The sequence below is a fragment of the Nostoc sp. UHCC 0302 genome (assembly GCF_038096175.1).
GTDB lineage: Bacteria > Cyanobacteriota > Cyanobacteriia > Cyanobacteriales > Nostocaceae > UHCC-0302.
Genome location: NZ_CP151099.1, coordinates 4005603 through 4027690, shown reverse-complemented (window position 1 = coordinate 4027690; position 22088 = coordinate 4005603). Strand labels below are relative to the sequence as shown.

At 42.0% G+C, this 22088-nt stretch carries 13 protein-coding genes; 6 read left to right on the top strand and 7 right to left on the bottom strand.

Annotated features, from left to right (window positions below; translation table 11 throughout):
* Positions 1–25: 25 nt before the first annotated feature.
* Together WKK05_RS17430 and WKK05_RS17425 are read right to left on the bottom strand one after the other, a co-directional pair.
* Positions 26–382, bottom strand: a complete 357-nt coding sequence (locus WKK05_RS17430; RefSeq protein WP_341531111.1) for a Spx/MgsR family RNA polymerase-binding regulatory protein — start codon at positions 380–382, stop codon at positions 26–28.
* A 107-nt stretch (positions 383–489) separates the two neighbouring features.
* Entirely contained in the window at positions 490–1668 is a 1179-nt protein-coding gene (locus WKK05_RS17425; protein ID WP_341531110.1) for a phosphoserine transaminase, read from the bottom strand.
* A gap of 608 nt (positions 1669–2276) precedes the next feature.
* Here WKK05_RS17425 and WKK05_RS17420 point away from each other — a divergent pair.
* Positions 2277–3335, top strand: coding sequence for a serine hydrolase (locus WKK05_RS17420; protein WP_341530842.1), 1059 nt, complete (start codon positions 2277–2279; stop codon positions 3333–3335).
* Between the two features lie 105 nt (positions 3336–3440).
* Here WKK05_RS17420 and WKK05_RS17415 read toward each other — a convergent pair whose 3' ends face one another.
* A complete protein-coding gene (locus WKK05_RS17415) occupies positions 3441–4925 on the bottom strand; it encodes a bifunctional metallophosphatase/5'-nucleotidase (protein WP_341530841.1) in 1485 nt (494 codons plus the stop codon).
* A 699-nt stretch (positions 4926–5624) separates the two neighbouring features.
* Between WKK05_RS17415 and WKK05_RS17410 the strand changes: the two genes are divergently transcribed.
* The 5 genes from WKK05_RS17410 (at position 5625) to WKK05_RS17390 (ending at position 13538) form a co-directional block, all read left to right on the top strand.
* The gene (locus WKK05_RS17410) at positions 5625–8306 is read left to right on the top strand and encodes a GAF domain-containing protein (protein WP_341530840.1); all 2682 of its coding nucleotides are present in this window, start codon (positions 5625–5627) and stop codon (positions 8304–8306) included.
* A gap of 338 nt (positions 8307–8644) precedes the next feature.
* Positions 8645–9877 (top strand): tetratricopeptide repeat protein, encoded by a 1233-nt coding sequence (locus WKK05_RS17405; protein ID WP_341530839.1) that lies wholly within the window; start codon positions 8645–8647, stop codon positions 9875–9877.
* Between the two features lie 108 nt (positions 9878–9985).
* A complete protein-coding gene (cobA, locus tag WKK05_RS17400; RefSeq protein WP_341530838.1) occupies positions 9986–11632 on the top strand; it encodes a uroporphyrinogen-III C-methyltransferase in 1647 nt (548 codons plus the stop codon).
* Positions 11633–11715: 83 nt separating this feature from the next.
* On the top strand, positions 11716–12315 hold the full coding sequence (coaE, locus tag WKK05_RS17395) for a dephospho-CoA kinase (protein ID WP_341530837.1): 600 nt from the start codon (positions 11716–11718) through the stop codon (positions 12313–12315).
* A gap of 896 nt (positions 12316–13211) precedes the next feature.
* Entirely contained in the window at positions 13212–13538 is a 327-nt protein-coding gene (locus WKK05_RS17390; RefSeq protein WP_341530836.1) for a hypothetical protein, read from the top strand.
* 486 nt (positions 13539–14024) lie between these two features.
* Here the strand turns inward: WKK05_RS17390 and WKK05_RS17385 are convergent, their stop codons facing one another.
* The 4 genes from WKK05_RS17385 to aroF form a co-directional block, all read right to left on the bottom strand.
* The gene (locus tag WKK05_RS17385; protein ID WP_341530835.1) at positions 14025–15272 is read right to left on the bottom strand and encodes a bifunctional sterol desaturase/short chain dehydrogenase; all 1248 of its coding nucleotides are present in this window, start codon (positions 15270–15272) and stop codon (positions 14025–14027) included.
* 184 nt (positions 15273–15456) lie between these two features.
* The gene (locus WKK05_RS17380) at positions 15457–18747 is read right to left on the bottom strand and encodes an efflux RND transporter permease subunit (RefSeq protein WP_341530834.1); all 3291 of its coding nucleotides are present in this window, start codon (positions 18745–18747) and stop codon (positions 15457–15459) included.
* Positions 18744–20141: an efflux RND transporter periplasmic adaptor subunit gene (locus WKK05_RS17375; RefSeq protein ID WP_341530833.1), complete on the bottom strand. Its 1398-nt coding sequence runs from the start codon at positions 20139–20141 to the stop codon at positions 18744–18746. The genes WKK05_RS17380 and WKK05_RS17375 overlap by 4 nt, the downstream gene beginning before the upstream one ends.
* 523 nt (positions 20142–20664) lie before the next feature.
* Positions 20665–21537, bottom strand: a complete 873-nt coding sequence (aroF, locus tag WKK05_RS17370; RefSeq protein ID WP_341530832.1) for a 3-deoxy-7-phosphoheptulonate synthase — start codon at positions 21535–21537, stop codon at positions 20665–20667.
* Positions 21538–22088 lie beyond the last annotated feature (551 nt).

Sequence of the window (22088 nt, the reverse complement as noted above, 5' to 3'; positions counted from 1 at the left end):
TGTGATTATTAAAATTTTTCATTAGTTAAATTGCCAATTTTTCCCGTACTAATCCCTCTTTATCTTTGAAGCCGACAAGCACCGCTGTTTCATCCTTAACAAAAAGCGGACGCTTGAGAAGCATTGCATTATTAGCGAATGCTTCAATCCACTGCTCATCTGTCCAAGTTTTCTTATCATCACTTAAGGCACGGTAAGCTTGACCAGAGGTATTTCGCATGGGTAAATAACCCAAAGATTTTACCCACTTTTCGATTTCTTCACGAATTGGGGGATTTTCTTTGGTATTAATAAACTCATATTCAACACCATTGTCTTGCAGCCACTTCAAAGCCTTTTTACAGGTTCCACAGTTCGGTATTCCGTAAACTTTAATGCTCACCGTCATTAGTCATTTGTCCTTTGTCCTTTATAAATAAAAATGACTAATGACAAAGGACAAATTTCACAAGTCAAGGTGCAAATTTATTTGCATAACAGCTTATAACATCAAGCCACAGAAGCAACCTCAGCTTTTATGGTCGAGTACGCCCAATCCAACCAGGGAAGTAGGGCTTCAATATCTGCGGTATCTACTGTTGCTCCTCCCCAAATCCGCAGCCCTGGTGGTGCAGCGCGATAGGATGCAATATCGTAAGCGACTTGTTGCTTTTCCAAAATTTTTGCCAGTTTTTTGGCAAATTTTGCCTGTTCTTCTAGAGTTAGGCTAGTAAACCAAGAATCGACAATCTGCAAGCAAATTGAGGTACAAGAGCGAGTCTCTGGCTGCTGTGCTAAGAAACCTGCCCAATTACTTTGCTCAACCCATTTAGCGATCGCACTTAAATTAGCTTCACTGCGACCAATTAAACCAGGAAGTCCGCCAATACTTTCTGCCCATATTAGCCCATCGAGGGCATCTTCCACGCACAACATTGATGGTGTGTTGATTGTATCTCCCTTAAAAATACCTTCAATCAACTTACCTTTTTGTACTAGTCGGAATAATTTAGGTAGAGGCCAAGCTGGTTGATAACTTTCGAGCCGTTCTACAGCGCGGGGTGAGAGTACAATGACGCCATGCTGTGCTTCTCCGCCTAATACTTTTTGCCAAGAGTAAGTCACCACATCTAACTTATCCCAGGCTACATCCATCGCAAAAACAGCAGATGTAGCATCGCAGATAGTTAATCCTTGGCGATCGTCTTTGATCCAATCTCCATTTGGAACTCTCACACCTGAAGTTGTGCCATTCCACAAAAACACCACATCATGACTAAAATCAACCTGATCTAAATCCGGTAAACTGCCATAGGGCGCTTTCATCAAGCGAACATCAGGTAACTTCAACTCATCTAAAACATCTTTTACCCATTCTTGCCCAAAACTTTCCCATGCCAAGATATCAACAGGGCGTTGTCCTAGCAGTGACCACAACGCCATCTCGACTGCACCAGTATCAGAAGCTGGAACAATGCCCAAACGATAATCAGCAGGAACGCCCAAGATTTTCTTAGAACGCTCAATCACTTCTGCCAATTTAGCTCTACCATCATCTGAACGGTGAGAACGACCTACAAAAGCTTGATGAAGATTAGAAACAGACCATCCTGGGCGTTTTGCACAAGGCCCAGAAGAGAAATAAGGATTGCGAGGCTTGGTTGTTGGAGGAGTAATATGCTCTGTCATTGATGTAGGAGGCGGCATTGAGTAGGTACTGATGGTATACATAGTACCGGAGATGCAGCACGTATTACTTTGCCTAATCTTTTGAAATATAGGGACTATCTTACCATTCTTAAATCAAGTAACCTACTTTAATCAGAATTCGTTTTGCGTCGACGAGTTCTCCTTGGAAGTACAATAACTGCTACCCTGTTGCTTTGGCTAAGTAAGTGGAGGTAACAAAACTGAAGATACTTTATGGCTCGTAGTTTGCGGTATCTTAAAAGTCAGCGTAAATTATAAACTTTAATTTATTCCTGTCTACCTACTTACCAAGAAATTACACGTTGAGATTGAGATAGAAATACGGGCAAGAGTTAAGCAGTCTTTACCAAAATTGCAGTTTATAGGTAAATGTTGCATGAGGCTTTGGAATATGTGTCTTGATTGTTATCCTGGAAAATGACTATGTTACATTCTCAGCTTCTTGATTTATCAGGAAAAATACATAGTAAATAAACAGGTTGACGCTTATATAATCATCTTTATTATTTTGACTGGTTTATCCGGATAAACTAGGAGACCAGAGAAAAACTTTCTAACTAAATTTAACTCTACTTCAAAAGAACACGATGAAATTACGTTGGTTATTACTTTCCCTTATCAGTATGTTAGCCTTGTCATCGTCAGCTAAGGCAGCAAGAGTAGAATTACAAAAATTTAATCCTACTTACAATCAGGCAGATTCAACATCGAATTTTAAGCTGCGACTGGCTCAATTAGACAATCAAGGAGCAGCACAAGAAATTTATGTTCCCAAGCTTAAACGACCAGATATTTTTATTAACACAAACGATAGTTCTCTATTTGCTGGTGTTGTGCCGTTAGGGAAAGAAATACCGGAATTACAATCTCAAGTTAAAGCATTAATGGCTCGTTATAGTTTTCTCAAACCTGGGATGTTTTTCTTAGATTTGGAAACAGGTAACTATTTAGATATTAATGGCGAAAAGGTATTTCCCGCAGCAAGTACTATTAAATATCCGATTCTAGTTGCCTTATTTGAAGAAGTAGACGCTGGCAGAATCAAGCTAGATGAAAAACTGGTGATGCGGCGCGGCTTAATTGCCAGCGGTTCCGGAGATTTACAGTATAAATCACCAGGAATCAAATTGAGCGTGCTAGCCACTATCAACAAGATGATTACTATTAGTGATAATACTGCTACAAATATGATTATCGACCGTTTAGGCGGTAAGGCAAAGCTCAATCAGCGATTCCACAGTTGGGGATTGCAAAGCACAGTAATTCGTAATATGTTAGGAGATTTTAAAGGTACTAATACTACTAGTGCCGCAGATTTAGTACGATTATCAGCATTAGTTGATCAACATAAGTTAATTTCAGATAGGAGTCAATCGCAAGTTTTAGATATCTTGCGTCATTGCCGTAATAAAAAATTACTAGCGGCTGGTGTTGGCAAAGGTGGGACTATTGCTCACAAAACTGGGGATATTGGGTTTCTTGTAGGTGATGCAGGCATTATTGAAATGCCTAACGGAAAGCATTACTTAGCAGGAATTTTTGTTAGAAGACCTCATGATGATGAGCGAGGAAGAGAATTTGTCCGTCAAGTTTCCCGGCTAGTCTATAACTACATGAACCAACCGAGAATATCTCAAAAGTATTGATTAGAAATATTGGGCATGGGGCAGAGGAGAATTACTAACTCTTGGCTCTTGTACAGACGCGTAGACGCAGGGAGTGCGGCTTTTCGTAAGAGTATAATCGCATCTCTACTTTTGGCTCTGTAACTCGTCAATTACTGCAAAACGAATATCCCGCTTTTCAGCAATCAGTTTAATCCCTGGTTGCTGAAGATTTAAAAAATTTAATCCTTGTTCTTTGCCAGTGATTAAAAAGTCATTAATAGCCACTTTGTAAGTTCGTTTTGGTTCAAGTACTTGACCGTTAATCAACCAATTCCCTGAACTTGCTTGTTGACTAACTTTAGCTGTTTGCAAATAGCCACCACTACCCTTATTAGCTTGTCCTTTATCTAATACCCTTTTTAACAATTCGCCATTCATCTCTATGGCGACAACTTTACCCCCAAAAGGCAGTACCCGAATCATATCGTACTGGGTAACCGGGCCAGGCGGAATCACATCATCAATCCGAATTGAACCACTATTAAATATGACTAAATCCGCGTCTTGCACTTCCTTTAACATTGCCTGAGCAATCAACTCTGTCAGCTTTGTGGATGTGTTGCGGACACTAGATTCTAAACCATCTAGAGCATCTGGCACGATCGCAACTTGCTGTTCTGGCTTAAATCCATTGGCACGAAATGCTTGATAACCGCGTTCTAACCATTCTTTGACTACCTTTGCAGTTTTCGGCTCGTCGGCAATTTTGTCAGTAATTGGCACTAGGCGGGAGTTAATCTGGAGACTGCGCTTTGTAGTATCGTAACTTAATTGATGGACGTAGACTGTACGCGCATTGGCATCAGCTTTAAAAATTGGTGTAAAGTCCCGACCGCGCCACTGCTGAATGTTTTCATGCTCGTGACCACCCAGTATTATGTCAATTTCCGGTACAGTTTCGGCTAATTTGCGATCGCTTTCAATTGGCAGATGGGTAACAGCAACCACAATATCAACTTTACCCTTTAATGCCTGAACTTGCTGTTTGGCTGTTTCAATCGGGTCGGTGTAACTGACGTACTGAGGCTGATTACTATTAAGAGTGACACCAATTAATCCTACCCTGACGACAGCACCGCGATCGCCTTTAACATTAAACACTATTGAGCGTGGGACACCTTTGAAAGGTTGCCCCTTACTATCCGAGACATTACCAGAAAACCAGCGAAACTGTGATTCTTTCAATCGCTGATAAAATAGGTTTTCCGGCAGGTCAAATTCATGATTACCAAAAGTCGCATAGTCAAACCCTAAAGCATTCATCACAGCTATCATTTGCTGACCTGCTAAGGGTATACCGTTAATTTTCGCAGTTCCTAAAGCTGAAGGACTAAAACCATCTCCAGCTAAGAAAGTGTAGGTGCGAGGGTTTGCCTTGTAAAGTTGTTGTCGTAGCGTCGCAACTCGCGCCAAACCGCCGCGAGTTCCCCCCTCGACAGGTGTAATTTCGTAGATATCATTAAGTTGCAACAGGTTAATATTAACGATTTCTGCAAGTGCTGGGGTAGCTAAAGTTACTATTGCTAACACCTGTAAAGCTATACCGTACCCATTCCAGATAAGTTTCATATTTAGCTTTAAAAACTCCGAATTTACGGAATTTATTTTAAAACTTTCAAGGTCAATAAATCCAGCAAAAGATAGTTATTTGCTTGATATTTGCTTTTTTAAAACTGCGATAGCGTCTCAGTCGGTAAATTAGGAGACTGCGTTAGCGACTTTAGGAGCATCACCCGAAGGATTGACAAAGAAGTACTTTAGCTCCTTGCTTTTTGTGGGCAACTAAACTTCAGAGGGTTCCCTGGTTGAGTCAAGTTTTAGTAGTGAAAAACACAACTATATAACAGTTTGAGAAAGTTTTTGTGTTCCTATTTTCAGTAATATTACATATTATGAAAAGTAATTTACTTTTCTAATAGATATCAAGCGATCGCTCCACAGCAAATCAAGTGGTCAACTTATGATTTGAGTAACATAAGTTCCCATTCAAAAACTAAGACTACCGTTTAGTCTGCTATGCTCAATCGGATTAATATATAATGTCCTATTAGTTTAATTCTTTGGAATATAGGTTTCCCCTTTCCCCCTTTTGAGAGAAGTCTCTTGCCAGCCTTACTGCAAAAATATTTTACTCATAAATACTCTTTAGATATGATTGCAGCATTAGAGCAACTGGTTAGCAACGTAGACAGGTAAATTAAGAAAAACTAGCGAACCATCGTAGCAGGATATTGAGTAGCCCCAGCAGAAAAGGAGATGCCAGACTAAGTGCAAGAGGATTTAGAAATACGGATTGAGGAACGCACAGCTGAGCTTTCCCATGCCAACGCGCTTTTGCAACAAGAGATATACGATCGCCAACAGGCACAGACAGCACTACAACAGGAAATCGAGCGGCAGAAATTGGTGATGGCAATTGCTCAGCGCATCCGCCAGAGTTTGAACCTCAAAGATGTTTTGAACACTGCTGTGGCTGAAGTACGGCGGTTACTCGAAGTTGATCGAGTATTTATTTATCAGTTTCAACCAGATTATGGTGGGGTTGTGGTAGTGGAATCCGTTGGTGAAGGTTGGATTTCCATTTTAAATGCCCAATCTCAAGACACTTTTTTTCCAGAAACTTGTACTAGGGAATGTAGACAAAAGTTTTTGACCTCTATACCAGATATTCATACAACAGATGAGGCTGAATGCCAAAGCGATTTACTCGCTCAGTTTCAAGTCAAGGCAAACTTAGCAGTCCCCATTTTACAAAAAGACAAGTTGTGGGGATTGCTAATTACAAACCAGTGTGCAGCACCCCGGCAGTGGGAAGCGTGGGAAGTCGATTTACTTAAACAACTAGCAGCACAAGTAGCGATCGCAATTCAGCAATCTGAACTGTATCAACAGGTACAAACCGAACTCGCGGAGCGCAAACGGGTAGAATCCCGTTTAAAAGCACATATACGTCAACAAGCAGCTGTGGCCCAACTAGGCCAATTGGCTCTGACTGATGCAGACTTGTACACATTAATGAATAAAGCCGTTGTCCTGGTTGCTCAAAGCCTGGAAGTAGAATATAGCAAGGTTTTAGAACTATTTCCAGATGGGAACAGCTTGCTGTTGCGAGCAGGAGTTGGTTGGCAACCGGGGCTGGTAGGAGTTGGGTCAGTAGGTGCAGGCAGCGACTCCCAAGCAGGCTATACACTACTTTCTAGTGAGCCAGTAATTGTTTGGGATCTCCGTCAAGAAACGCGCTTCAGTGGGCCGCCGTTGCTACATGACCACAAAGTAGTCAGCGGCATTAGTGTGATTATTCAGGGTGAGAAACAACCTTTTGGTATTTTAGGCGCACACACAACTAAACTCCGAGAATTCACCCAAGATGATATTAACTTTTTACAGGCGATCGCGAATGTGTTAGCGACAACAATAGAACACAGGCGGGCAGAACAGAAAATTCGCGAACAAGCAGCTCTACTTGATATCACAACAGACGCAATTATTGTCTGTAATCTAGAGCAACAAATCTTATTCTGGAATCAAGGTGCAGAGCGCTTATACGGCTTTTCAGCAGCAGAAGCGATCGCTAACAATGCTAATAAGCTTTTTGGCCAAGAAATTTCACTACAACTAAAAGAAGCACAAGAATTCGTTGTCAAGCGTGGGTTGTGGCAGGGTGAATTGGCTAAACTGACAAAATCAGGTAAACAAGTTACTGTTGCTAGTCGCTTGACACTTATGAGTGATGAAGCAGAGCAACCCAAAGCTATCCTCATCGTTGATACCGATATTACAGAAAAAAAACAATTAGAAGCCCAATTTCTCCGTACCCAGCGATTAGAGAGCCTCGGAACGTTAGCTAGTGGCATTGCTCACGACCTCAACAACATTCTGACGCCTATTATGGCTTCATCTCAAATGTTGGCGCTGAAACTTCCCAATCTTGATGAGCGATATCAGCAACTCTTAAACGTTCTTGAAGATAACTCTTTACGTGCAGCTGATTTAGTCAAGCAAATTTTGACCTTTGCCCGTGGCTCTGAAGGTAGGGGCGTTTATTTGCAAATAGAACATATATTGTGGGAAATCGACCAAATTACTAAAAGTACATTTCCCAAATCTATCAAAATTATTAATAATTTACCCAGGCAAAATCTTTGGGCTATTTTGGCAGATCCCACTCAGATACATCAAGTGTTAATGAACTTGTGTGTTAACGCTCGTGATGCTATGCCCAAGGGTGGTACTTTGTCTATTTGCGCGGAAAATTTATTTATTGATGAAAACTTTGCCAGGATGAATCTTGATGCTCAGGTAGGCCCGTATGTAGTCATCACTATTGCTGATACTGGATTTGGCATCCCTCCACATATTTTGGAGCGGATTTTTGAACCATTTTTTACAACTAAAGAATCAGGCAAAGGCACAGGATTAGGTTTGTCAACTGTGATTGGCATTGTCAAAAATCATAGTGGTTTTATTAACGTGGAGAGCGAGATAGGCAAAGGCACTCAATTTCAGGTGTACTTACCAGCTGTCCAAGAAAGGGCAAGGCAGCAAGCAGAGAACTTGGAATTACCCTACGGCAACGGAGAATTGATTTTAGTTGTAGATGATGAAACTGCCATCTTAGAAATTACTAAAACTTCACTAGAAGATTCCAACTACAAAATCTTGACGGCTAGTGATGGCATTGAAGCAATTTCATTGTATGCTCAGCACAAAGATACAATCAGCTTGGTGTTGATGGATATGATTATGCCATCGATGGATGGGTTAACCGCCAGCCGCATCCTGCAACAAATGAACCCACAAGTCAAGATTATTGGCATTAGCGGTACAGGAGCGAAGAACCAAGTTGTCGAAGCTGTTAATGCTGGCGTCAATACATTTTTGAGAAAGCCCTACACTCTCTATGAATTATTACATACGATTAATAAAGTCTTGAGCGAGGTTATGAAATAGACTTGTCCAAAATATAAATTCGTGAGAAAAAAGGTGGTAGGTAGGTAAGTCTTATTAAGAGTACGATTAATCTAAATCCACTCAGATATATTCTAAATTACTTATATAGGTCAAAATAGATACTTAGTATCAGTTATCGACAGTTAAAAAGCTGCTAGAAAGTATGCTCGCGATCAAAGACTTAAGTTTAAAAAAATTAATAAAAATATTTCAATAATCAATACACAAAGTAATAGCTGACTGTTTTTCCGTAATCACAATATCTAATTAGGAAATCAACTATGTAAAAACACAAAATTATACTACGCTAACTTGTAATCTCAAGTAGATAGAGTAAAATGATAAAAATAGAAAAAAGTATCCTGGCTACAGCAATTATTAGCTTATGTTTGCTACCAGCTAATGTTGCTTTTGGTAGAAGTGTGAGCCTTGGCTTATCAAAAGTCCAAGATTTCTCTCTGTTGGGAGTATCTGAGAACAAAAATGCAGTTGCTAACTTCGAGCAAGGAATAAATCTCTACAAACAAGGAGATTTAAAAGGAGCAGAGGTAGCTTTTCGCAAAGCGCTGGAAATAGAACCCAGCTTTTCACAAGCTTATATTGCTTTGGGGAATACTCTTGACGATCAAGGCAAGCCACAAGAAGCGATCGCCATTTACAAAAAAGCTATTAGCCTAGATCCTAAAGATCCTGGAGGATACTTTAATTTAGGTTTGACTTTGGCTAGGCTCAATCAGTTAGAACCAGCGATCGCCCAGTATAAAAAAGCGATTAATCTCGATAATAAGTATATAAAAGCTCACTATAATTTAGGTAACGCCCTGTACGCTCAAGGCAAGCTCACAGAAGCAGTTGCCGAATATACAGAAGTTACACGGCTCGAACCCAATTACGCACCGACTTACACCCGTTTGGGAAATGTACTCTACGATCAAGGCAAGCCACAAGAAGCGATCGCCCTGTACAAAAAATCTATTAGTCTTGATCCTAACTATGGCAGCGCTCATTATTATTTAGGTAACGCTCTGTATAGTCTAGGTAAATCAGTAGAAGCAGTCGCCGAGTATAAAGAAGCCCTTCGCCTTGAACCAAAAAATCCCATAGGTTATAACGCTATAGGAAATGTCCTGTATGCTGAAGGCAAAATAGCAGATGCAGTTGTGCAGTATCAAAAAGCCATTAGCTTCGATCCTAAATATGCAGACGCTCACTATAATTTAGCAAGTGCGTTCTACGCTCAAGGTAAGCTAACAGAAACAGTAGCTGAGTATAAAGAAGCCATTCGCCTTGAACCAAAGCACGCAGAAGCCTATACAGGTTTGGGAAATGCACTTGACGATCAAGGCAAACCACAAGAAGCGATCGCACATTACAAAAAAGCCATTAGTCTGTCACCTGAGTATGCATTCGCTTACTATAATTTGGGAATTACACTTGGCAGAGAAAAACAAACAGAAGAAGCGATCGCCAATCTCAAAAAAGCCAGACAATTATTCCAAACTCAAGGAAACAAAGAGATGGTTGAGCGAGTTGATGGGCTATTCCAAAAAATTAGTAATCAAACAAATTAAACAGGGAATGGGGATTGGGGAACTCGGGGCTCCCTTTGGGGATAAGGGGTAATGGGGACTGGGTTCTATATGAGAATCGTTTTATATTTTCGGCTACAAATCTAAACCATGACTCAAACAAGGGGCAAAGTTTACCTCGTAGGCGCAGGGCTTGGAGATGTGGCCTATTTAACAGTAAAAGCTAGTAATCTCTTAGCTATTGCTGAGGTGTTGGTTTACGATGCCTTAGTAGATACCCAATTATTACATTGCGTACCGCTAGATTGCCTCAAGTTAGATGTCGGTAAACGTGGAGGTAAACCCAGCACGCCCCAAGCTGAGATTAACAGCTTACTAGTAAAGTACTGCCAGCAAGGAAAACAAGTTGTACGGCTTAAATCAGGTGATCCATTTATTTTTGGGCGCTGTACTTCCGAGATTGAGGCTTTGAAAGCATCTGGTTGTGATTTTGAAGTAGTTCCAGGAATTTCTTCAGCCCTTGCAGCACCTTTACTTGCAGGAATTCCTCTGACAGATCCAGTTTTAAGTCGCACTTTTGCAGTGTTTACAGCCCACGAACCAGATGCTTTAGACTGGGAAGCACTTTCACGCTTAGAAACACTAGTAATTTTGATGGGAGGGCGACATTTACCAGAGATAATACATCAATTATTGCGGTATAGGCGATCGCCTTTAACACCCATTGCTATCATTCGCTGGGCTGGAACTCTTTATCAACAAATTTGGACAGCCCAACTGGGTAATATTTTAGAACAAACCGCTGGAGTATCTCTTTCCCCAATCGTAATTGTGATTGGCGAAGTTGTCGGGCTACGCAAGTACTTGCAACCTGAGAGAATAAACTCTGAGGATTCAACTACAGGTAAAACTCCTAGCCCCCAACTTATGTCAACTAATCTCCCCCACTCCCCCACTTTCCCACTCCCCCACTCCCCCACTCCCCCACTCCCCCACTCTTCCCCTCTTCCTCTCGCTGGCAAAACCATCCTGGTAACACGTTCGGTTGGACAATCAAGTCAATTTTGCGATCGCCTGACTGCATCAGGTGCTAATGTCATTGAAATGCCAGCCTTAGAAATCGGCCCGCCTTCTAATTGGGAAGCTTTGGATAATGCGATCGGGCATTTATCTGACTTCAACTGGCTAATTCTCACTTCAACTAATGGCATAGAATACTTTTTTGATAGACTCAATGCCCAAGGTAAAGATGCACGTGCTTTAACAGGCGTTAAAATTGCGGTTGTTGGGGAGAAAACAGCCCAAAGCCTCAAACAACGCTGCATCCAACCAGATTTTATTCCCCCCAACTTTGTCGCTGATTCATTAGTGGAACACTTTCCCGAACAACTACTAGGTAAAAAGGTATTATTTCCTAGAGTGGAAAGTGGCGGACGAGAAGTTTTAGTTAAGGAATTAACCGCCAAAGGTGCAGAGGTAATTGAAGTTGCCGCATATCAATCCTGCTGTCCAAGTAGTATCCCACCTGCCGCAGAGTTAGCGCTGCAAAATCGTGCAGTGGATGTAATCACCTTTGCCAGTTCTAAAACTGTGCAATTTTTCTGTCAACTCACAGCAAATATATTCTCGAATAACCCTGATGCACATCAGTTATTACAAGGAGTTTGCATAGCCTCTATCGGCCCCCAAACCTCCAAAACTTGTCATTCCTTATTAGGACGCGTGGATATAGAAGCTGAAGAATATACTTTAGATGGATTAACCCAAGCACTGATAAAATGGGCAACAAATTCTTAGTAGCAAATAACTACTTGAAGAAGGCAAGATGAAATGAAGAAAGGCTGAATAACCAATGCCCGATGACAAATGACAAATGACAAATGACAAAACGCATCATCGGCTTAACTGGAGGTATTGCCACAGGCAAAACCACTGTCACTAATTATTTGGCTAATGCTTATAATTTACCGATTTTAGATGCTGATATTTATGCTAGAGATGCAGTATCTGTAGGTTCGCCTATTCTGGATGCGATCGCCCAACGTTACGGCGAAGAGATATTACTGCCAGATCGCAGTCTCAACCGCCAAAAGCTAGGCGAAATTATCTTTAATCACCAAGGCGAACGCGACTGGATAGAGGGATTGATTCATCCTTATGTAGGCGAACAATTCCTTAAAGCAATTGCCCAATCCCCTGCACAAATACTGGTATTAGTAGTACCTCTGCTATTTGAAGCTGGAATGACTGATTTGGTTACAGAAATCTGGGTAGTGCGTTGTTCACTAGAGCAACAGCTACAAAGATTAATGCAAAGAAACCATTTGACCAAAGAACAGGCGCAAGCTCGCATCAATAGCCAACTCTCTTTAGAAGAAAAAGCAGCTCTTGCAGATGTCGTTTTAGATAACTCGTCTACTCTGGAAGCACTCCTCAAACAAGTAGATGTAGCTGTAGCATCCTTACGAAGCTCATCCTGATGCATAGATTGTCAACTTATCAATAAGTTTAATATTAAACCAGTTTTCTGTGTGTATTTATCTTATAAAATTTATATTAGCAATACTCCAAAGTCTCACAGAAAAGATAATATATTTATACAGCTATCCTATTGAGATTGGGAACATAATCTTGTTTAGCTAACAGTAGAAGACGTAATAAAAAGTCTTTGATCAGATTTTTTATAGAACGCTCTATCTAGTTTTTTTTTTGCGCTGGCTATTGATTTTCATAAGATAAAAAATACAGATAATTTATGACAAAAGACAAAATCATCTTGCTCACAAACAATACGGGATTACTGTAGATTAGTAAATATTTTTAATAGATGCGAGTGTTAAAAGAAAGGGTAAGTTTACGGAATTTACTGCCGTTTAATACTATTAATAACGGTATTTACGCATGAGTTTATACTATTAAATAATGCATTTGAGAGCGCATTTAACTTGGCTGAAGAGTGAATAATAAAATTTATATAATTAATAATAAAGAAAATGTATTAGAACTTGACTACCCAAAGTATAAATGGCATCATTAGTGACATGGAGTATTCTCAACAGCACATGAAACTGGGTATAAATTAAAAATTAGAAGTTAGGGATTAAGTCTTAAGAAGATTTAATTTTTTATTTTAAGTACTAATTCTAAAATTATTTAGAGGCTGTTCCCCAAGAACTGCTAGAAGACCCTGTTTTGTTATTTATGGGTGTAGATACTTATTTGAGATTGGGTGATGCTTCAGGTTATTGCCTAGAAGTACAATTGATTCCTGACTATATTCTCCAACTGTTCAGCTTTGAGTTGGTAATTGACAGGGATTGAGATTCACCTACAAGACAGAATTCATTATAAATATTTTCTTTGGGAGAACTCACTTATGTCTTTGCTCAGAACAGGTATGAATATAAGTTTTGGTTTATTAAGTAAGTTTGCCCAAGTTAGCTATCCAGCAAATGAATTAAAACAAAAGAATAAAATACACGATTACAGCCAGTTTGTTTTGGGAAGCGACTTTGTATTCGAGCCGTTACATGAAGAAATGAAAGGGTACATGACTGGGATGGGGAAAGGTATTAAACCCAGTGATTACATTATTTTGCAACTAGACGGTATACTTTGTAAGTATCAAGTTGAAAAAATTGATTACTACTCCGATCCATCAGATATGTGGATAGCTTTACTAAAGCAAGTAGCAGTTAAATAAGAAAAGTTAGTTGTCTGGATTATCAGCCTTTTATGTGCAGCGCCAAGGATAGGCTGAATCAAGAATTTTCTCAAAAGCGATCGCTTCATGATTTGGAATCTTGAATTAAACTCTGATGATGGTAAAATTCTTCATGTAGTTTGCGTTTACGTTTAAAAGCGTAGACACACCCATCGATAGTGGTGATCGCTTTACTTATGGCTAGGTAAGCGATCGCCTTCTCGTTTCTGGGTGTTAACAGCCAGGTGCATTTTCCCTTTCTTCTGTTTTAAAAATAGGAACTAGGGACTGGGTATAGTTCTCTCCCTGCTCCCCTGCCCCTCGGTCACTGAGCGGCTTGCCTTGAGCGTATCGCTAAAGCGAAGGCTTCGCTAACGCCTTAGTCTCGCAGAGAAGCCGAAAGGAGCCGTAAAGCCTGCGGCATAGCTGCGCTTAGGGCGCAGCCTCTCGTAGAGAAGTGCTGCCCCCCTGCCCCTCTACCCTTGATTAACTCTTCGCTGTCTTACTAAAAATTCGATAGTATAGCCACGTACTAGCTTCCTTCAAAGGAAAAAGCATATAAGTGAGAGGATTGATCGTCACAATAATATTTCGGAAATCTCGCTTAGCTAAAAACAGGATCGCACGAGCAACTTGCTCTGCCGACATCACTCCATAAGGATTGAGTTGGCTCTTAAACGGGCCGAGAATTAACTTGCGAATTACACAATCCCCATCTAATCGCTTTAGGGTAACAACATCTCCTAGCGCTCGTTTGCTCAGTTCATAAAGTGGACTCAGTGCTGGAGACACCTCAGCCTCAGAAGTATTAACCCAGATTTCTTTAGTTGCTTTTGCTTGTGGCCCTGTCACAGTTGTCAAAAATATATCCATCAACCGCAATGCTGAAAAAGTATTCACTTCATAAGAAGAGTTGATTGCCTCTGGTGTGCGGCTAGCGTAGACATTGATTCCGTGGTTGATAATCAAAATATCAATTTTCTCTAAACTATTCCTCAAATCAGCTTCATTACCCAACTGCCAAGGAACCACCTTTACCCCAGCTTGCTCTGGTAACTTTTCTGGATTAGTAGTTAATGCCACGACTTTAGCATTATGCTTTAGCAGTTCAGCAGCCAATGCTTGCCCCAGAGTGCCTGATGCCCCCGTTAAAGCCACAGTTTTACCCTTAACAGACAGTCCTGTGCCGAGTATTTTGTCCACTAGGGAAAAAACTCCACTGTAGTAAGCGTTGACATCATCAAAATGATGCCGCCAATGGTAAGACCGATTCACCCACCAAATGGATGGAATTGTCGTTAAAGGGCCGGGTAGGTGATTGTAGTCTGTATCAATTTTCCCCTGGAAATATCGCAGAGACGCACCAAATAAGAAAGTGCAAGCATAAGCTACTCCCAGCCATAATCCTATTTGGTGAACAACTAAGGCAATTACTGTCAATATCACCAGTAGTAGACTCGACTCTAAAATATCGTGATAAAGCTGGGAATCTTGGTAAGCTTTTAGAGAAACTATCGATAAATCTCGGCGATAAGCCATATGGTGCTTGTTGTGCCATTTAGCAAGCCAAGTGACTTGGTGACACAAAGCATGGTAGCTGTCTCTTAAAATCTCAGCGAGTAAAAGTGAGAAGACTCCCCAACTAACAAACTCTAAGCAGGCATTTACCAGAACCCAATTAATTTGTAATCTGGACTCAATCCCAAGTAAGTTTTCAGCTAGCATCTTCATCATATTTTTCTATACCCATTTTCTTAATCATTCTTCATAATCCGATAAAGAGGGGTACAGGTCGAGTTTTAGAGCAAATAAAAATTAGAGTGGGGGAGCAGAGGGCGGGGAGCAGGGAGCAGGGGGCAGGGGAGCAGGGGAGAAATAACTAATACCTAGTCCCCCAGTCTCCAATCCCCAGTCCCTTTTACAGTGCAGGAGAATTTTGCTTTGGCTTTTTGCGCCAGTCGCGTTTTTGGAGCTTTGTTTGCCAAGACTCCATGTAGGTGTAGAAAACGGGTGTTAAATAAAGTGTGAGAAACTGCGAGAATAGTAGTCCCCCAACTACTGCTAGACCAAGAGGACGGCGTGTATCTGCTCCAGCACCCAAACCGAGGGCGATGGGCAATGTCCCCATCAATGCGGCCATTGTGGTCATCATAATTGGACGAAATCTCACTATGCAGGCTTCATAAATAGCATCATAGGGAGTTTTACCGTTTTGACGAGCTTCAATAGCAAAGTCAACCATCATGATGCCATTTTTCTTCACAATCCCAACCAGCAGGATAATACCGACGAAGGCGTAAATATTTAAGTCAACTTTAAATAGCAATAGGGTCAGTAATGCCCCAAATCCAGCAGAAGGTAAGCTAGAGAGGATGGTGAGGGGGTGAATGAAGTTCTCGTAGAGAATCCCCAACACAATATAAATCACAAAGATGGCAACTAGCAGCAGCATTCCCAGCCCTTGAATCGATGACTGAAATGCTTGGGCTGAACCCTGGAAAGCTGTACTAATTGTAGGTGGTAACGTTTCGCGTGCTAATTTCTCAATTTTACCAGTGACACTATTTAGTGAGATTCCCGGTTTTAAGTTAAAAGAGAATGTTACAGAGGCGAGCTGCCCTTTGTGATTAATAGTCAGCGGCCCCACATTTTTAGTCAAACTTGCTACAGCGTTGAGTGGTACTAGTTGTCCACTAGGATTGCGAATTGAGAGTAAATCCAGGGCATTGGAATTTTGCTGATATTTTGGTTCTACTCCCATAATCACTTGGTACTGATTATCAGGGGCGTAGATTGTGGAAACTTGGCGAGTACCATAGGCGTTACTCAGGGCAGTTTCAATCTGATTGGCAGTCAAACCCAGAGATGAAGCTTGGTCGCGGTTAATATTTACTTGTACTTGTGGATTCCTAACTTGCAGATCAGTGTTTACATCTTGCAAATCTGAGAGCGATCGCAACTTGTTTTCTAGAAGTGGCGCATACTGATAAAGTTCTTGGATATTAGGACTTTGGAGTGTGTATTGATACTGCGCCTTTGTTTGTTGACCACCGATATTAATAGCAGGGGGATTTTGCAAGAAGACCTTGATTCCAGGTACACGCGACAGCTTGGGTCGGAGTTCTTGGACAATTTCATCAGCACCCAACTTACGTTCATGGCGAGGCTTGAGTTCAATTAAAATTCGTCCAGCATTGGCGGAAGCATTTGGCCCACCAGCCCCAACACTGGAGTTAATCGAATCCACATTAGGATCACGATAGGCGATCGCAGCCACAGCTTGCTGATGTTTTACCATCTCATCAAAGGAAATATCCTCTGAGGCTTGGGTAGTTGCAGTAATTTGTCCAACATCTGCATTCGGTACAAACCCTTTAGGGACAATTATAAATAGATACGCTGTTGCTACAAGAATCGCTCCAGAAATCACCATTGTTGTGCGGTGATACTTGAGTGAGCGCTTTAAGCTCCACTCGTACCCATGCAACAGCGTATTAAAGAAGTTTTCCGAGATATTATATAGACGAGTTTTAAAATTGGTGACTGGTGACTGGGGACTGGTGACTGGGGGCTGGGTATGAGTTATTTCTCCCTCTGCTCCCCTGCTCCTCTGCCCCCCTGCCCCTGCCTCCCTCTCATGATGAGGTGGACGTAAAAATCTCGAACAAAGCATTGGTGTCAAGCTCAGAGAAATCACGCCGGACACTAGTATAGCAACGCTGATGGTAACGGCGAACTCACGAAATAGCCGTCCCAAAATACCTTCCATGAACAGCACGGGGATAAATACTGCTACCAAGGAAATAGTCATGGACAAGATTGTGAAACCAATCTCTCTAGAACCATTTAGGGCTGCTTCCATGCGGCTTTCACCCATCTCCATGTGGCGAACAATATTCTCTAACATGACTACGGCATCATCTACCACGAATCCTACTGAAAGGGTTAACGCCATCAGTGATAGGTTATCGAGTGAGTAGCCCAGTAGCAGCATAATTCCAAACGTTGCCACAATCGAAAGCGGCACTGCCAAACTGGGAATGACTGTAGCAGAGATATTGCGGAGAAAGAGAAATATCACTAATACCACTAAGGCAATAGTGAGCAACAGCGTGAATTGGACATCATCCACCGACTCCCGAATTGATTGAGAGCGATCATAGAGAATATTCATGTTCACAGCTGCCGGAATCTGATTGCGGAAGGTGGGTAGCAGTTTCTTGATTGCATCCACCACTTCAACTGTATTGGTTCCCGGCTGACGCTGAATTGCCAGAACGATCGCCCGCACTCCAGAATTTTGTTTGGGTTGGGATTTCTCCTCTGCCCTTCTGCTCTTCTGCTCCCTTGCTCTCTTGCTTCCCTGCCCCTCTTTGCTAGGAAAATACCAGCTGGCAATCTTATCATTTTCTACACTGTCCAGCACTTGACCGATTTCCCCTAGCTGTACTGGTGCGCCGTTTTGATAAGCGACAGTTAAAGAACGATAGCTGGCAGCATCGTTAAGTTGACCGTTTGCCTGGATTGTATAATTCTGCTCTTTCCCGTAAAGCGTACCTGTAGGTAGATTGACATTTCCGTTAGCAACTGATGTTGCTACTTCATCAATTCCTATCCCTTTGGCACTTAACGATTCGGGGTCTACTTGAATTCGTACTGCATACTTTTGAGAGCCGTACACCTGCACTTGCGCCACTCCATCTACCATCGATAGGCGTTGTGCCAGCAGGGTTTCAGCATACTTGTCTACAGTCGCCAGCGGCAAGATAGCAGAATTGAGAGATATATATAAGATGGGCTGATCCGCCGGATTTACCTTTCGGTAAGACGGAGGACTCGGCATATTAGTAGGTAACTGCTTGGTTGCTTTAGAAATAGCTGCTTGCACATCCTGTGCTGCCCCATCTATCTCTCGATTTAAGTCAAATTGCAACGTTACTTGTGTAGTACCCAAAGAACTGGTAGAGTTCATCGAGCTCAACCCAGCAATGCTAGAAAACTGCTGCTCTAGAGGCGTTGCGACTGAGGCAGCCATTGTTTCTGGACTAGCTCCGGGCAGATTAGCTGTAACTTGCAGTGTAGGATAATCTACATTCGGCAAATCGCTAACGGGCAACTGTCTGTAACTAATCAACCCAAATATCAAAATGCCAACCATAACTAAAGTTGTCATGATTGGACGCCGGATAAATATCTCGGAAATATTCATCGATTTACTCCCTGGCTCCTACTTCCTACTTCCGGTTTCACCTGTACTGTGGCTCCAGGTACTAGGTTGAATTGTCCATCAGTGACTACTTGCTCACCCGGTTTCAAGCCTTGTCGGATGACAGTTTCACTCTCAACAGTGTCACCGACTGTAACTGGACGCATTTCTGCTGTTTTGTCGGCTTTAATCACATAGACAAACTGCCCCTGCTGTCCACTTTGGACTGCTTGGGAAGGCACTGTAATGGCATTCGGTTCTTCGGTTAGCTTGAGTACTACATTGACAAACTGTCCTGGAACAAGTCGCTCGTCAGTGTTGGCAAATGTACCTTTGAGTTGAATTGTGCCTGTTTGGGTATTCAATCCGCTATCAACGAAGGTGAGTTCACCCCGCACCGGACGCCCTGCATCTTTAGGAGGGAGAGCATTAACTTCCAGCTTGCCTCTAGTACTGTATTTTTTCAGGTCTGGGAGTTGCCGTTGGGGAATCGAAAAGGTGACGTAAATCGGACGGATTTGGCTAATCGTAACGAGTGAATCGTCAGCATTCGCTGCGTTTGCTTTTACTAAGTTGCCTCGCGTTAGCTGCACGCTACCTGTACGCCCAGCAATTGGTGCGTAGATGGAACTGTAGGAAAGCTGAACTTTAGCATTCTCAATTGCTGCTTCATCAGCTGCTACTGCTGCCTGAGCGTTCTGCACGTCTGCTTGAGCCGCCACTACCGCTGCTTGAGCATTTGCGACTCCACCTTGATCTGCTTTTACAGTTGCCCGTTGAGCATCAGCAGTCGTTTGGAACTGATCGGCTTGTTCTTTACTGATTGCCCCCTGCTTGAGTAAAGTAGAATAGCGTTGAGCTTGCACATCTGCATTTGTTGCCTGAGCGACATCTTTGACTACATTCGCTTTCGCTTGGTTCACTTGGGCGATCGCTTTGACCACATTTGCCTGTGCCTGTTTCACCTGTGCTACATCTTTGGCTTTGGCAGCATTAGCTTGCATTAATGCTGCTTCTAAAGACCGGGAATCGATTTTAAATAGCAAGTCTCCTTTCTTCACGTTCTGTCCCTGCTGGAAATAAACCCCAGTAAGTTGTCCACCTACCTGAGACTTGACAGATACAGTAGAATATGCTTCTACTGTTCCCGTCGCTCGTAGCAGGATGGGAATCATTTTTTGAGTTGCAGTAGTAACTACCACTGGCACAGGTCTATTTTTTCCGGCTGCCCCTTTAGTTGATTGGGCTTCGGAAGCATTACAGGCAGCACACAACCAAGTCAGTCCCAGCAGAAGTAGCCATAAACGTCCTGTTTGAATTACGCCATGAAAGCGAGGGACAGTTTGAGCAATCAGGGATGAAGGCTTTTTCGTTTGAACAGAGGCTAAACAGCGCATATCAAAAATCTAGGGTAAAGGGAAAACTGTAAACACGTAGTGGTGAAGCAGTGCTTTTAATGGGATTTACCCAATCAGGCGACTACTTACCTACAAGGCTTCTTGCAGAAAACCCGTAAAACACTTCGGTCATAGCTGCCCTTACCGCGCAGCGTCTTTGACAGGAAAAGCGCTTGTCTTGAGAATTCACATATTTCGCAAAGAAAGATTTTGCGAAATATTCTAATTAGACAAACGTAATGTTAGTTTATCTAAAAATTAGTATACAAATAATTGTTAATTTAGCCTACCCTTTGCAGAAAGAAATTGTTGTTAATTTGTTATGACTTTGATATTAAGTTTTGAGGCTATATTGCAAAATTTTTGAGCATTAAAAGAGTCAGGAGTATTGTAGCCTAATATCTTTTAGCTTCTACTATTGAATATTTATTGACAAAGAAAATCAATAAGACTAATCAGCAAAAAAATGATAGCGATCGCTATTCTATCTAACTTCAAATATAGCGATCGCCCCAAGCAAAATTCAAGCAGCACAAAAAATCGGGGCAGGTTCTAAACCCACCCCGACTGCTTCTGATATATTTCGCCCCACAGCTGCGGCTACAGGCTTTAAACTAGCAACTAGATGCACCATATCTTCTAAAGAAAGGGCTTGACGTGCATCAGATACAGATTTCTCTGGTTCTGGATGACACTCAATAATTAACCCGTCTGCGCCACAAGCCACCGCAGCCTTAGCCACAGGTGCCACTAATTCCCGTTTACCTACAGCATGGGAAGGATCTACAATCACAGGCAGGTGAGTTATTTGCTTGAGTGCTGCCACTGCCCCCAAATCTAAGACGTTGCGCGTGTAATCATCAAAGCTGCGAATACCTCTTTCACACAACACTACTTCAGGATTGCCGTGACTAAGAATATATTCAGCTGCCATCACGAATTCTTCAATAGTTGCTGCTAAACCGCGTTTGAGCAGTATCGGTTTACCAGCTTGTCCCAAAGCTTTGAGCAAATCAAAGTTTTGCATATTGCGACTACCAACTTGAAGCATATCAGCGTGGGCAGCAACTACCTCAATTTGGGAGATTGACATCACCTCAGTGACGACTGGCATATTGTAACGCGATCGCACCTTTGCCAAAATTTCTAATCCTTCCTCTCCCATCCCCTGAAAAGCATAAGGGGATGTGCGGGGTTTGTAGACGCCGCCACGCAAAGCTTGTACAGATGCAGTAGATAACTTTTGGGCGACTGTCTCCATTTGTCCCAAGTTTTCTACGGTGCAGGGGCCACCGATAATTACCAACTCTTTACCCCCGAAAGCGACTGTTTGTGAGAGTTTAACGATTGTTTGATGGTTAGTATGGGATTGTGAGGCAAGTTTAGCGTTAATCATGGTTTGATTCTCCTTTAAATTAAAAAAAAAGCCCGGAACTTTCAAAGGTTCCGGGCGTGTGATTCATCAGCATGAAACTCTACCCGGATGCTCTGGGCCAAAAGTAAAAGCTGTAAAACCAGTTACCGAAATAGGTCATCATGATGAAATTCTGCTCCTTAAAAAACAAAAACCGCAGAGTTAGCTCTGCGGTTCACCGGGCGGTTTCCATTAGGAAACTCGATTCACTCCCGGTGAACCACCCTAAACCAAAAATAAAAGTAGTAATTTCTGCTGGACATTTGTGCGGCGTTTAATTGGAAATTTTTACTTATACCTATATTAAGGAACCTAACAGAAACAGTCAGCCGTGTCAATACCCCACAACACCCAAAAAAAGCGATAGACTCAGTACAACTGTGGAAATCAAGATTAGTTGTTCGCTAAAACATCTTTGATGGATAGGGAAAGATGAAAAAGAAAAGACTTATGAACTTTACCCTTTCCCTAAGCAAAATCTGGGGATTTTGGGCTGGTGAAATGCTAACTTACTTTTTTGTGTAAATGAAAAC